Source organism: Sulfitobacter sabulilitoris (assembly GCF_005887615.1).
Lineage (GTDB): Bacteria > Pseudomonadota > Alphaproteobacteria > Rhodobacterales > Rhodobacteraceae > Sulfitobacter_E > Sulfitobacter_E sabulilitoris.
Genome location: NZ_VANS01000005.1, coordinates 41,188 through 53,352, shown reverse-complemented (window position 1 = coordinate 53,352; position 12,165 = coordinate 41,188). Strand labels below are relative to the sequence as shown.

General features: G+C 64.0%; 13 protein-coding genes and 1 tRNA gene. 4 read left to right on the top strand and 10 right to left on the bottom strand.

The features are described from left to right. Positions 1 to 76: 76 nt before the first annotated feature. Positions 77 to 1,234 carry a glutamine-hydrolyzing carbamoyl-phosphate synthase small subunit gene (carA, locus tag FDT80_RS16110; protein ID WP_138663353.1) on the bottom strand — a complete coding sequence of 386 codons (1,158 nt, stop codon included), beginning with the start codon at positions 1,232 to 1,234 and terminating at the stop codon, positions 77 to 79. 228 nt (positions 1,235 to 1,462) lie between these two features. Here carA and FDT80_RS16105 point away from each other — a divergent pair, with 228 nt between their 5' ends. Beyond that, positions 1,463 to 1,921, top strand: a complete 459-nt coding sequence (locus FDT80_RS16105; RefSeq protein WP_138663352.1) for a GatB/YqeY domain-containing protein — start codon at positions 1,463 to 1,465, stop codon at positions 1,919 to 1,921. Positions 1,922 to 1,948: 27 nt separating this feature from the next. Here FDT80_RS16105 and FDT80_RS16100 read toward each other — a convergent pair whose 3' ends face one another. From FDT80_RS16100 to ctaD, 3 genes are all read right to left on the bottom strand, one after another. After that, positions 1,949 to 2,431 (bottom strand): DUF2244 domain-containing protein, encoded by a 483-nt coding sequence (locus tag FDT80_RS16100; protein WP_138663496.1) that lies wholly within the window; start codon positions 2,429 to 2,431, stop codon positions 1,949 to 1,951. 190 nt (positions 2,432 to 2,621) lie between these two features. Beyond that, a complete protein-coding gene (locus FDT80_RS16095) occupies positions 2,622 to 3,092 on the bottom strand; it encodes a hypothetical protein (protein ID WP_138663351.1) in 471 nt (156 codons plus the stop codon). Between the two features lie 220 nt (positions 3,093 to 3,312). Further along, a complete protein-coding gene (gene ctaD, locus FDT80_RS16090; protein WP_138663350.1) occupies positions 3,313 to 4,986 on the bottom strand; it encodes a cytochrome c oxidase subunit I in 1,674 nt (557 codons plus the stop codon). A gap of 313 nt (positions 4,987 to 5,299) precedes the next feature. On the opposite strand from ctaD, the gene FDT80_RS16085 reads away from it, so the two are divergent. Next, positions 5,300 to 6,619, top strand: a complete 1,320-nt coding sequence (locus FDT80_RS16085; protein WP_138663349.1) for a PAS domain-containing sensor histidine kinase — start codon at positions 5,300 to 5,302, stop codon at positions 6,617 to 6,619. After that, entirely contained in the window at positions 6,607 to 7,113 is a 507-nt protein-coding gene (locus FDT80_RS16080) for a response regulator (RefSeq protein WP_138663348.1), read from the top strand. The genes FDT80_RS16085 and FDT80_RS16080 overlap by 13 nt, the downstream gene beginning before the upstream one ends. On the opposite strand, the gene lipB is transcribed toward FDT80_RS16080, so the two are convergent. Both lipB and FDT80_RS16070 read right to left on the bottom strand, forming a co-directional pair. Beyond that, entirely contained in the window at positions 7,110 to 7,784 is a 675-nt protein-coding gene (gene lipB / locus FDT80_RS16075; RefSeq protein ID WP_138663347.1) for a lipoyl(octanoyl) transferase LipB, read from the bottom strand. The two genes, FDT80_RS16080 and lipB, sit on opposite strands and share 4 nt — an antisense overlap. Before the next feature lie 62 nt (positions 7,785 to 7,846). Continuing rightward, on the bottom strand, positions 7,847 to 8,527 hold the full coding sequence (locus FDT80_RS16070; protein WP_138663346.1) for a DsbA family oxidoreductase: 681 nt from the start codon (positions 8,525 to 8,527) through the stop codon (positions 7,847 to 7,849). 163 nt (positions 8,528 to 8,690) lie between these two features. On the opposite strand from FDT80_RS16070, the gene FDT80_RS16065 reads away from it, so the two are divergent. Then, positions 8,691 to 8,776: transfer RNA gene (locus FDT80_RS16065), tRNA-Leu, on the top strand. 178 nt (positions 8,777 to 8,954) lie between these two features. Here FDT80_RS16065 and FDT80_RS16060 read toward each other — a convergent pair. The 4 genes from FDT80_RS16060 to FDT80_RS16045 all read right to left on the bottom strand — a co-directional run bounded on the left by FDT80_RS16060 (position 8,955) and on the right by FDT80_RS16045 (position 12,072). Then, positions 8,955 to 10,358 (bottom strand): DegQ family serine endoprotease, encoded by a 1,404-nt coding sequence (locus FDT80_RS16060; protein ID WP_138663345.1) that lies wholly within the window; start codon positions 10,356 to 10,358, stop codon positions 8,955 to 8,957. Positions 10,359 to 10,667: 309 nt separating this feature from the next. Then, entirely contained in the window at positions 10,668 to 11,177 is a 510-nt protein-coding gene (locus FDT80_RS16055) for an Hsp20/alpha crystallin family protein (protein WP_138663344.1), read from the bottom strand. 27 nt (positions 11,178 to 11,204) lie between these two features. Beyond that, entirely contained in the window at positions 11,205 to 11,606 is a 402-nt protein-coding gene (locus FDT80_RS16050) for an Hsp20/alpha crystallin family protein (RefSeq protein WP_170311906.1), read from the bottom strand. Positions 11,607 to 11,631: 25 nt separating this feature from the next. Then, positions 11,632 to 12,072, bottom strand: coding sequence for an Hsp20/alpha crystallin family protein (locus FDT80_RS16045; RefSeq protein WP_170311905.1), 441 nt, complete (start codon positions 12,070 to 12,072; stop codon positions 11,632 to 11,634). Positions 12,073 to 12,165 lie beyond the last annotated feature (93 nt).

The following is a 12,165-nucleotide window of genomic DNA, read 5'->3' as shown; positions in this document are numbered from 1 at the left end:
TGACAGGCCAAGGTTAACAGAGTGTTAAGAGGCAAACTTCATGCGCGGCGGGGCCTGCACGGGCCTGCGACACCTGTCAGACGCGGCGATCGGCCATCGCCTTGGCAAAGCGTTCGAACAGGTAAAAGCTGTCTTGCGGCCCGGGCGAGGCTTCGGGGTGGTGTTGCACCGAATAGACCGGACGACCATCGAGCCGGATGCCGCAGTTCGACCCGTCAAAGAGCGACGTATGCGTCTCGACGACGCCGTTGGGCAGGCTTTGGCCATCGACCGCGAAGCCATGGTTCATCGAGGTGATTTCAACCTTGCCGGTGTCATGGTCCTTGACCGGGTGGTTCGCGCCGTGGTGGCCGTGGTTCATCTTGACGGTGCGCGCCCCCAGCGCGAGCGCCAGCATCTGGTGGCCAAGACAGATCCCGAACATCGGCAGATCGGTCTTGTCCATGATGTCGCGGATCATCGGCACCGCATAGACGCCGGTCGCCGCCGGATCGCCCGGACCGTTGGACAGGAAAACGCCATCGGGATCATGCGCCATGATGTCGTCATAGCTGGCCGTGGCGGGCAGGACGGTCACATCGCAGCCCGCGCTGGCCAGACAGCGCAAGATATTGCGCTTGGCGCCGTAATCGATGGCGACGACCTTGTGTTGCGGATCGGTCTGGGGCTGGTGCCCGTCGGGCCAGGCCCAGCGCATCTCGTTCCAGCGGTAGGACTGCGCACAGGTCACGTCGCGGGCGAGGTCCAGCCCCTCGAGCCCGACGAATTCGCGCGCCGCCGCGATCAGCGCATCGGTGTCGAAATCGCCCTCGGGATCATGCGCCAGCGCGACATGCGGCGCACCCGATTGCCGTATCGCCCGGGTCAGCCGCCGGGTGTCCACGCCGCCGATGGCGATGCGCCCGCGCGCGGCCAGCCATGTGTCCAGCCCCTGAACGCTGCGCCAGTTACTGGGGTCGGTGGGCATCCATTTCACCACCATGCCCGCCGCGACCGGCTCCGCTGTTTCGTCGTCATCGGGGTTCACGCCGACGTTGCCGATGTGGGGGAAGGTGAAGGTGACGACCTGACCGGCATAGGACGGGTCGGTCATGATTTCCTGGTAGCCGGTCATCGCGGTGTTGAAGCACAACTCCGCCACCGTCTGTCCGGTGGCGCCGAAACCGATGCCGTAGAACAACGTGCCATCGGCCAGGGCAAGGCAGGCGGTGGGGCGATCGGGCGTAAAGGTCATGTGGCGTCACCTTTCGGGAGCGGGCGTGTTCGGGGGCAAAATCTGCCGGAAACTAGTCGTGGGGCAGAGGCGGGTCAAGGGCCGCACGCGGTCTTTTTGCCGCCATAATAACAAGGTTCTCGCACGCGAAACCCTGCGCAAGCAACGGTTGCGGCAGTGGCGCGGTTTGGGTAAGGTTCAAGGCCCGGACGAGGCCGGGCACCCAACTGGACAGAACAGGACGCTGACATGGAATTGCGCGCACGCGTTTCACAGGCATTGAAACAGGCGATGAAGGACAAGGCGGCTGATCGGCTGTCGACGCTGCGGCTGATCAATGCCGCCATCAAGGACCGCGATATCGCGGTGCGGGCCGAAGGCAACGACGACGGGGTGGGCGAGGACGATGTGCTGGCCATCCTTGGCAAGATGTCCAAGCAGCGCACCGAAAGCGCGCGTGCCTACGAGGAAGGCGGCCGGCTGGACCTGGCCGACCGCGAGCGCGACGAGATCAAGGTGATCGAGGAATTCCTGCCGCGTCAGCTTTCCGAGGAGGAGCAGACAGAGGCGGTGGATGCGGCGATCGCGGAAATCGGCGCGGACAGCATCCGCGACATGGGCAAGGTGATGGCGCTGCTCAAGGGGAAATACACCGGGCAAATGGATTTCGGCGCCGTCGGTCCGATGGTCAAGAACCGCCTGAGCTGACACCGTCGGTGCGGGCCGGCGGTTGCGTCACCGCCGCCAGGCGCGTTGCAACTCGTCATACAGCGCGACCCGTTCCTCCTCAGACAGGAAGGCGCCGATTTCGACTTCGCGGCCCATGCCCTTCAGCGTGACGTACTGCGGCACGGGGCCATCCTTTTCGTACTTGGTGACAGTCGCCCAGTAGCGGTTGCAATCCCATTCCTTGACCGCGCCCGACGGTTCGGTGCGTACAAGTTGCGCCGCGTCGGTATCGAGGGTCAGCACCTCGACGATCTGTCGGGCGCGGTGGTTGCGTTGCAGCGCGAAATACACCCCCCAGACCGCAAGCAGCAAGAACGGCAGCAGCCCCCACAGGATCGGAGAGCCCAACAGCGGCAGCACCGGGATCATGATCAGCGTGAAGGTGGTGAGCACGAAGGCCGCCATGCCGCGCGCGGGCAGCGATTCATGCGGCCAGAGCCGCAGCGTCTGAGGTGTTTCGTCGGGTTTCGTGATCCATTGATAGGGCATGGCGGCACCGTTGATTGCGATGATCGCCATTTTAGCCCGTCTGTCGCGCGCGGCAATGCGACACGAGATCCGCTTTGGGCACCCGCGCGCCGGTGGGGGCATTGCCGGCGGTGCCCGTGTGGACAGCGCATCGACCCTTGGCCGATCTGCGGTGGCAGCCATGCGATGCGGCGCCGCGGCCTTTCTGACGCTACTGGGTCTTGGGAATGTCGACCCGGCCCAGGATATGCGACTGCCGCAGCGGCATCGCCTTGTACATGACCTCGACCGCCGTGGTCGCGATCCCCTCGCCGGTCATGCCGTCGTAGCGGCCCGTTCCGGCAACGATGCTCCAGGTGTTCGCCTCGCCTTTTTCGCCGGATTTCCAACGCATGGTAAAGGTGTCCTCGCCTTCGCCGAAAATGCATATCCCGTCGATTGAATTGGTGCCGTCCCGAAAGCCGAAACCGGAGCCCACGCAGCGTGCTGGGCCTTCCTCGAACGGGCCTTCGACGACCTCGAAGTATCCGCGGTTGTCCTGGGTGTAGTAGATGCTCTCGGAGAGCTGGAAATACTCCTGGTTCAAGGGATAGACATTGTTCAGCTCTATGGGTTGATCGGCATGCGCGGCCCCGGTCGCAAGCAGCGCCGCGCCCATCACTGACATGATCGTGTTCTTCATGGCGGCCTCCTCGGCAATGACGTCATCCTACAGGAAATCACGGGGATCCCTACGGATTTCGCGTGCCGCCGGGGCAGGCCGAAGGCGGTCGGCGGCAATCGAGAAGGGCGCGCACCTGCGTCAGTGCGGTTTCGGGCGGGGGTGCCGATGGTGGCCCGCGCAACGAAAAAAGGCCCCAACCGCCGTTGGAGCCTTTCGTGTCCTGGTCTGAAAGCAGAGCTTAGTGCGCCGGCTGCTTGTCCCAGTCTTCCTGCTTTGGAAGCTGCTCGAACGTGTGCTCGGGCGGCGGGCTGGGCAGGGTCCATTCCAGCGTGTCCGCATACTCGTTCCACGGGTTGTTTTCCGTGACCTTGCGGCCTTTCAGCAGCGTGTAGGCGATCACCCCGAAGAAGAACAGGAAGGACGCAAAGCTCAGGAACGCACCCCAGCTCGACCACTGGTTCCAGTACTGGAACGCGTCGGGGTAGTCGATGTAGCGACGCGGCATGCCCTGACGGCCCAGGAAGTGCTGCGGGAAGAACGTCAGGTTCGCCCCGATGAACATCGCCCAGAAGTGCAGCTTGCCGGCCCATTCGGGATACATGCGGCCGGTCATCTTCGGCAGGTAGAAGTACACCCCCGCAAAGATCGCGAACACGGCACCCAGGCTCATCACGTAGTGGAAGTGCGCCACGACGTAATATGTGTCGTGATAGTAGCGGTCCACGGCCGCCTGGCTCAGCACGATGCCGGTCACGCCGCCCACGGTGAACAGGAACAGGAAGCCGAAGGCCCAGAGCATCGGTGTCTTGAACTCGACCGATCCGCCCCACATGGTGGCGATCCAGCTGAACACCTTGACGCCTGTCGGCACCGCGATGACCATCGTGGCCAGCATGAAATAGGCCTGCTGGTTCAGCGACATGCCGACCGTGTACATGTGGTGCGCCCACACGACAAAGCCCAGTGCGCCGATCGCGATGATCGCCCAGACCATCGGCAGGTAGCCGAAGACGGGCTTGCGGCTGAACGTTGCGATGACGTGGCTGATGATGCCGAAACCGGGCAGGATGATGATGTAGACTTCGGGGTGGCCGAAGAACCACAGGATGTGCTGGTAGAGCACCGGATCACCGCCGCCGGCCGGATCGAAGAAGGCAAAGCCGAAGTTACGGTCCATCAGGAGCATGGTGATCGCACCGGCCAGAACCGGCAGCGACAGCAGGATGAGCCAGCTTGTCACGAAGATCGACCACGAGAACAGCGGCACCTTGAACAGGGTCATGCCGGGGGCACGCATGTTCAGGAAGGTGGTGATCATGTTGATCGCGCCCAGGATCGACGACGCGCCCGAGACGTGCACGGCGAAAATCGCGAGGTCCATCGACCAGCCGCCTTCGTTTACCGACAGAGGCGGATAGAGCACCCAGCCCACGCCCGAGCCGAGCTGATCGTTGCCACCGGGCGACAGGACGGAGCAGACCGCCAGCGTGGTGCCCGCGACATAGAGCCAGTAGCTGAGGTTGTTCATCCGCGGGAACGCCATGTCGGGCGCGCCGATCTGCAGCGGCATGAAATAGTTGCCGAACCCGCCGAACAGCGCCGGAATGACCACGAAGAACATCATCAGAATGCCGTGGGCAGTGATCAGAACGTTCCAGAGGTGGCCGTTGGGCGTACAGGTCGCGGCGGAATCGGCGAACATCCGCGCGCCTTCCATGCACATGTACTGCACGCCGGGGTTCATCAGCTCAAGCCGCATGTAAACCGTGAATGCGACAGAGACAAAGCCCGCGAGGGCCGCCGTGATCAGGTATAGAATCCCGATATCTTTATGGTTTGTGGACATGAACCAGCGGGTGAAAAAGCCGCGCTCGTCTACATGGTCGTGCCCGTGAATGGCTGCGTCTGCCATGCGGTGCCTCCTGAATTAATGTGATGCAGCACGCAGTTTCCACTTCGCGCTACAGAGTCTGAGGGGTTTTAGAATGACTTGGGCAGCGGGGCAATGATCGTATTTGCCGCAGACCAAGATAAATTGACGCGGGCAGGCGCGGCACAGAACGCAGATCCGCCAAACGGTCCACGGCGAAATTGTCTGCAGGGAGCGGAACTTGTTTACCGTCTTTTAACGCGCGGCGGGCATTTTGGCGATCGCGGCAGGATCTGGATCCCGACCGCGTCACTCGGGCGCAGCGCGTCCGCCGCCCCGATGTCCGGAGTTTTCGATGCAAAACCCATCCCTCGCCAAGGCACGACTGGTGCAGGATCCGTCGCCCGATGTGCCGGCGGAGGGCGTCGTTGACGACGAATGGAACAGCCACGCGTTCCTGAGCCGGATGTCGGTCCTCGTGCCCGGCATCATCTATGTCTTCAACCATCAGACGCAGAGCAACGAATACTCCAATCGCTCGATCGCCGATCTGATCGGCTTCAGCCCCGAAGAAATCAGGCAAATGGGCGATACGGTGCTGGAAAAGGTGATCCACCCCGACGACATCGCCGGTCTTGGCGCCTATTTCGCGGGGCTCCGCCGGCTGGCGCCGGGCGAGCAGGACACGTATGAATACCGCGCCCGCGCGAAATCCGGCAAGGATGTCTGGCTGTATTCCGTCGATACGGTGTTCGACCGGGCCGCCGACGGATCGGTGCTGCGCCATATCGGGCTTGCCTCTGACATCACGCGCCAAAAGCAGGCCGAGCAGCGCCTGATGGAACTGAACGCCGAGCTTGAGGCGCGGGTCGCGGCGCGCACGGATCAGCTCAACATCCTCAACAGGGAGCTTGAGGCGCGCGTCGCGCGGCGCACGCTGGAACTGAGCGATTCGGTGCGAGAGCTTGAACAGCTCACCTATGTCGCGACCCACGACCTCAAGGTGCCGATCAACAACATGTGCAGCCTCTCGTCGATGCTGAACGACACGGCGGATGACATGACACACGAACACCGTGAAACGCTGTCGTGGATGCAGAATGTCTGCAACCAGGCGCGCGACAAGCTCGAAGCGCTGGTCAGCGTGGCGCAGGTGCAATCGAACCGGTTGCCGCCATTCGGGCCTGTGGCGCTGGACGACATTTTGGCCGCCGCGAAGACCGCGCTCCAGCCGCTGATCGCACGGTCCGACGCGCGGGTGACCTGTGATTTCAGCGCGGCGCCGACTGTCCATTTCGCCCGCGCGGAGATGGCCAATATCGTGGAAAACCTGCTGAGCAACGCCCTGAAATACGCCGATCCCGCCCGTCCGCCCGTCATTCATCTGGCCTCGTGGTCGCAGGACGGCATGGATTGCCTCGCGGTGCGCGACAACGGCACCGGCCTTGACCTGCCTCGGGACCGGGACAAGGTGTTCGGCCTGTTCAAGCGCGCCCATGCCGCCCCCGAAGGCTCGGGCGTCGCGCTGCATGCGATCTCGCGTCTGATGCAGCGCATCGGCGGCCGGATCGATGTCGACGGCGCGCCGGATCAGGGTGCGGTCTTTACCCTCCGGTTTCCGGTCAAGGGCCAGATATTTTCATCACCGCAGGAGGACAGCGAATGCCGCCACTGAGACATGCGACCGCACCGACCGGGCCCGGCCCCCTGGCCGCTCCGCCGGAGTTGGTCCACCGGGGGCGATTGCGCAAGGTGCTGCTGGTCGATGACGATACGGTGACCAACATGATGCACCGCCGCGTCATCACGCGCACCGGCCTTGTCGACACGATCGACGTGGCCACCGACGGGATCGCGGCACTTGATTACCTGTGCGATCCCGCGAACAGGGGCCCGGCCCAGCCGGAGCTCATACTGCTCGATATCAACATGCCACGGATGAACGGTTTCGAATTCCTCGACGCCTATGCCGATCTTCCGGTGCCCGAGCAGACGCAGCAGATCATCATCATGCTGTCGACATCGCTGCTGCAATCCGATCAGGACAGGGCGGAGGCGGACAAGAACGTGCACCGATTTGCCAACAAACCCATTCGGGAGGCGGACGTGGCCAGCTTTGTATCGGAATACCTGATGGTCCGCGATGGCACCGCACCGACCGAAGGTTAGGGTGCCTGTCCGGTCGAGGGGCTGTCGCCGAACACGCGGGCAAAGCTGTCGCGCAGGGCGATGTCCACATCATCCATCGTGACCGGCAGGCCAAGGTCCACAAGGCTGGTCACCCCATGCTCGGAGATGCCGCAAGGAACGATGCCGGAAAAATGGCTCAGGTCGGGTTCGACGTTGATGGAAATGCCGTGAAAGCTGACCCATTTTCGCAGCCGGATCCCGATCGCCGCGATCTTGTCCTCGGCTACGGCGCCCGCGGCGGTCAGCGGCTTGTCCGGGCGCGCGACCCAGACGCCCACGCGCCCCTCGCGGATTTCACCGGTCACGTTGAAGGTGTCCAGCGCCGCGATCACCCAATGCTCGAGATCCTGAACGAACCGGCGCACGTCGCGCCCGCGCCGGCCCACGTTCAGGATGGTATAGGCCACACGCTGTCCCGGACCGTGATAGGTGTACTGCCCGCCGCGCCGGGTGTCATAGACCGGAAACCGGGCGGGATCGGTCAGGTCCTCGCGCTTGGCGCTGGTGCCGGCGGTATAGAGCGGGGGATGCTCGACCAGCCAGACGCATTCGCGCGCCTCTCCCTCGGCCACGGCCGCTGCGCGCGCTTCCATCCAGGCTTCGGCGGCGCGGTAATCCGTCAAGCCGTCGGTGATGATCCAGTCTACCATGGCGTGGGTCTAGCCGCGATCGGCGCCCGCGAAAAGGCCGCGGCGAGATTTTCGCAAGTGTCTCAGGCGGCCTGATCCTCGGCATATGTCCGGCGCAGCATGTCGGCATAGGTCTGCGCGCCCTGCGCACCGGTCAGCAGGTAGCGACCGCCAAAGACCATCGCCGGCACGCCCGATATGCCGCGCGAGGTCCAGAACTGCTGCTTTTCGCGCACCGAAGCCGCATGTGCGCCCGATGCAAGGGCCGCGGCGGCGGCCGCACGGTCCAGGCCGATCCCGGCGGCCACATCGGCCAGAACCCCGGCGTCCGACACATCGTGCCCCTGGGTGAAATGTGCGTCGAACAGCGCGATCTTGAGCGGGTGCTGCTGGTTCTGCGCCTCTGCCCAGTCCAGCAATTGATGCGCGGCAAAGGTGTTGACGATGCGGCTGTCGTCGGAAAAATTGAACGCGATGCCCAGATCGGCGCCAAGATCCGTGAGATGCTTGCGGTTCTGCGCGCTCTGCTCGGGCGATGCACCGTATTTTTCGGCGATATGTTCGGCCAGGTTCTGCCCCTCGGGCGGCATCTGGGGGTTCAGCTCAAAGGGATGCCAGCGAATGCGCGCGCCCATGCCGGTCATGCCCAGCGCCTGTTCTAGCTGCCTGAACCCGACGATGCACCACGGGCACATCACGTCAGACACGATATCGATCTGCACGACGGGGCCTTGATCCTCCGCCACTGTCTGTTCGTCGGTCATGCGTTGGCTCCTTTCGGGTGATGTCATGCCGGGTCACAAGATCGGCGCGCGGCTGCGCAATTGCAAGGGCAGGCGGGTCGCGCAGAAAATTCGCGTGGGATCGCGAAATTGTCCTTCACAAGGTCGCCGCGCTTCGCTAAAGACGCCACACCATCCATGGCGTGCGGTCGTGGCGGAATGGTAGACGCGCAGCGTTGAGGTCGCTGTGGGGTAACACCCGTGAGAGTTCGAGTCTCTCCGACCGCACCAAATTTCCGGTATTATCAAACGATTTGACACTGGGTTTTCTCCGAGCGACCCGGGTGGCCATTCACATGTCGACCGTATGCATGATCTCCGTATCAGGCACGGCGCGCATCCAAGTCTTCTTGATCCCGTCCGCCCGTGGCCTTGGCCTCTGGCGGCCACGCGTCTGTCGTGCCCGACGTTACCGCATGACCAGGAAAATCCGCGCCGCGCCGCGTTGGATGGTCAGGGCAAGCGCCCCTTCGACGCGGGACACCTGTCGGCGCAGGTCAGTCAGCGATGCGACCGGCATGCGGTTGACCGCCAGGATGATGTCGCCCGCCTGCAGCCCCGATCGCGCGGCCCGGCTGCCGGGATCGAGCCGGGCGACCACGACGCCGTCAAGATCGCCGTGGAACGGATCGCCCGGTTGCAGGTCGCGCAACTCCGCGCCGGCGAGCCGATCGAGGGCCCGGTCCCCGGTCGCGGCGGCCGACACCCCGGCCTCGCGCAGGGTCGCTTGCAGGGTCATCGCCGCGCCATCGCGGATGATGTCCAGCTCAACGGTGCTGTCGATCCGCTTCAACCCGATCTGACTGCGCAGATCGGCGGAGCCCGCGACGGGGCGGCCATCGACGGCAACGATCAGGTCGCCGGGTTCGATCCCGGCCGCCTGTGCGGCGCTGTCCGGCTCGACCTGAGTGACGACCGCGCCGACGCCGGCTTCGATCCCAAGCGCCTCTGCCAGGTCGGGTGTGAAATCCTGGATCGTCACCCCAAGCTGCCCGCGGCGGACCTCGCCGTATTCGATGAGCTGATCCATGACCGCCTGCGCCATGTTCGAAGGCACCGAAAACCCGATGCCGACATTGCCGCCGGACGGGGCGATGATCGCGGTGTTGATCCCGACCAGACGACCATCGAGCGTGACCAGTGCGCCGCCGGAGTTGCCGGGGTTGATCGACGCATCCGTCTGGATGAAATCCTCGTACCCATCGACATTGAGCCCGCTGCGCCCGAGGGCGCTGACGATACCGGAGGTGACCGTCTGACCGAGGCCGAAGGGGTTTCCGATGGCCAGGACATAGTCGCCGACCCGAAGCTGGTCGCTGTCGCCGAGGTCAAGCGCGGAAATGTCTTCGGCGTCGATGCGGAGCAACGCGATATCCGTTCCGGCATCGCTGCCGATCAGGTCCGCATCGAATTGCCGGCGATCCTTGAGCGTCACGATGATCCGGTCGCCGTTCTCGACGACGTGGTGGTTGGTCAGCACGTATCCTTGCCCGGCATCGACGATCACACCCGACCCCGCGCTCATCTGTTGGCGGGGCGCGGGTTGCTGCGGCATCGGCGGCAGGTCAAAGAACCGCCGGAAGAACGGATCGTTGAAGAGCGGGTTCATCTCTGCCGTTCGTCGGCTTTCGACGGAAATGTTCACGACCGCCGGCGTTATTTCTGCCAAGAGCGGCGCCAGCGTCGGCAGGCCGGTGTCGTTGCGCAGGAACGGGGCATCGGCCGTCTGCGCATTCCCGGGTGCGACAAAGGCAAGTGCGAGGATGATCAGCGCCGCCACCATGCGGCCAAATCCAGTCACTGTGTCGGGCATCCTGTGTCTCCTTGAACGGGCGGACGCGGTGACCGGACCGTTTCGCGGCCACCCGCCCCCAAAGGGGCTGACGTCAGACGGTTTTCGGCCCCTCGCAATCAGGGCCCGATCGCGAAAAATCGACCCCTGACCCTCTCAATGCCCTGCCGGTGCCTGGTGGGGGTGGCATCGGCAAGGAGGGTCGATTCAGTCGGGACAGGGGCCAGGGCGACCATGCCGATTGCCGGTGTCGATGCGCCGGATCGCGGCAATGACGTCGTTCCTTTCTGCGTCGGTCGGGCGGCCGGGCAATGCCGGCCGCCCGGTTGTTCAGGCCGCTTTTACCGGGATTCGCTTGACCCGCGCCTGGGCTTCGGCCGACTTCGGCAGCGTGACCGTCAGGACACCGCGCTTGAACCGCGCCTGCGCCTTGTCGGTGTCGACGCCCGGTGGCAGCGGTATGGTGCGATAAAAGCTTCCGTAGGACCGCTCGGACATATAGACGCCCTTGCGTTTTTCCTCGCTCGCCACCTTCTTTTCGCCTCGGATCGTCATCGCGTCGCCGGACAGAAGGATTTCGATGTCGTCCTCGGCCATGCCCGGCAATTCGACCGCGACCTCGACGCTGTCGTCGGTCTCCGCGACGTCGGTGCTGGGGCCGAACGGTCCGATAGCGCCGGTTCGACCGCTCCACCCTTTCTCGACGCGCTGCCAGAACTCCTCGAACACGGTGTTGATGTCGCGCTGCAAGGTGGCCAGCGGAGTGTTCGGGCTCAGGTCGTCGTTGGCGGGGGGCTTGTCCTTGTCACGCCCCCAGGGGATAAGATCGCCGATCTGCATGATGTCATCCTCCTTTCCCTGGTTCGGTCAGGCTGCTTTGACGGTGATTTTCTTCGGCTTCGCTTCGGCCGCCCGAGGCAGTTCCAGCCGCAGAACGCCATTCCTGAAATCGGCCTTGATCTGGTCCTGATCAACCGCATCCGACAGCGTAAAGACCCGGCTGTAGTCGCCTTCGCGATATTCCGACGACAGGCGGCGGTAGCCCTCGGGCACGTGACGCTTGACGCGTCCCGTCAGGGTCAGCACCTGGCGCTCGAGCGTGACGTCCACATCGTCGGGCGCGACGCCGGGCATATCCGCGAGGATCACCGTCGTGTCGCCCTTCTCGAAGATGTCCACCGCCGGGGTGAAGGTTGCGTCCATCGGGGTGCCAGCCGCAGTTTGCGCGGCCATGTCGCGGCCGCCTTCGGGTGTCAGTTCCTGTGCCATTTTCGTCCTCCTTTCTTTGGCGGGTTTACGATTTGATCTGGATACGCTTGGGCTTTTCATCCTCGGGTCGCTGCATTTCGACCGTCAGAACGCCGTGCTCGAACCGGGCATCGACCTGTTCGGCGTCGATGCGGAACGGCAGTTCGACCGACCGGGAGAATTTCCCCTTGGGCCGCTCGCGACGGTGCCAGGCGATCTCCTCGTCGGTGTCGCGATCGGTGAATTCGCCCCGGATCGAAACCACCGTGTCCTGGACCACCAGGTCGATGTCGCTTTCCGAAAGCCCCGGCAGTTCGGTGGTCATCACGATGCTGTCTTCCCCGATCCAGAAATTCACCGGCGGGTAGACCGACGTGCGCCGGGATGTGCCCAGACCGTCGAACAGCCTGTTCATTTCGCCCTGAACGCGGCGCATGTCGGCGAACGGATCGCCCGCGCCGAAGGGGCCGAAACGAGTGTGAAGCATTGTCGTCCTCCTTTCCATTGCTTGAACCAAGCCGACCCACGGGCCACGGGTTTGCGTCGACCATGGAAATGGCAGACCGGGACCGGCACGTGT

What these genes read in the sequence shown, in the direction of transcription:
- FDT80_RS16080 (WP_138663348.1), top strand. Translation starts at nt 6,607, where the DNA reads ATGCCGCCACTGAGACATGCGACCGCACCGACCGGGCCCGGCCCCCTG.
- lipB (WP_138663347.1), bottom strand. Translation starts at nt 7,784, where the DNA reads ATGGTAGACTGGATCATCACCGACGGCTTGACGGATTACCGCGCCGCC.
- FDT80_RS16095 (WP_138663351.1), bottom strand. Translation starts at nt 3,092, where the DNA reads ATGAAGAACACGATCATGTCAGTGATGGGCGCGGCGCTGCTTGCGACC.
- carA (WP_138663353.1), bottom strand. Translation starts at nt 1,234, where the DNA reads ATGACCTTTACGCCCGATCGCCCCACCGCCTGCCTTGCCCTGGCCGAT.
- FDT80_RS16050 (WP_170311906.1), bottom strand. Translation starts at nt 11,606, where the DNA reads ATGGCACAGGAACTGACACCCGAAGGCGGCCGCGACATGGCCGCGCAA.
- FDT80_RS16060 (WP_138663345.1), bottom strand. Translation starts at nt 10,358, where the DNA reads ATGCCCGACACAGTGACTGGATTTGGCCGCATGGTGGCGGCGCTGATC.
- FDT80_RS16105 (WP_138663352.1), top strand. Translation starts at nt 1,463, where the DNA reads ATGGAATTGCGCGCACGCGTTTCACAGGCATTGAAACAGGCGATGAAG.
- FDT80_RS16055 (WP_138663344.1), bottom strand. Translation starts at nt 11,177, where the DNA reads ATGCAGATCGGCGATCTTATCCCCTGGGGGCGTGACAAGGACAAGCCC.
- FDT80_RS16100 (WP_138663496.1), bottom strand. Translation starts at nt 2,431, where the DNA reads ATGCCCTATCAATGGATCACGAAACCCGACGAAACACCTCAGACGCTG.
- FDT80_RS16045 (WP_170311905.1), bottom strand. Translation starts at nt 12,072, where the DNA reads ATGCTTCACACTCGTTTCGGCCCCTTCGGCGCGGGCGATCCGTTCGCC.
- FDT80_RS16070 (WP_138663346.1), bottom strand. Translation starts at nt 8,527, where the DNA reads ATGACCGACGAACAGACAGTGGCGGAGGATCAAGGCCCCGTCGTGCAG.
- FDT80_RS16085 (WP_138663349.1), top strand. Translation starts at nt 5,300, where the DNA reads ATGCAAAACCCATCCCTCGCCAAGGCACGACTGGTGCAGGATCCGTCG.
- ctaD (WP_138663350.1), bottom strand. Translation starts at nt 4,986, where the DNA reads ATGGCAGACGCAGCCATTCACGGGCACGACCATGTAGACGAGCGCGGC.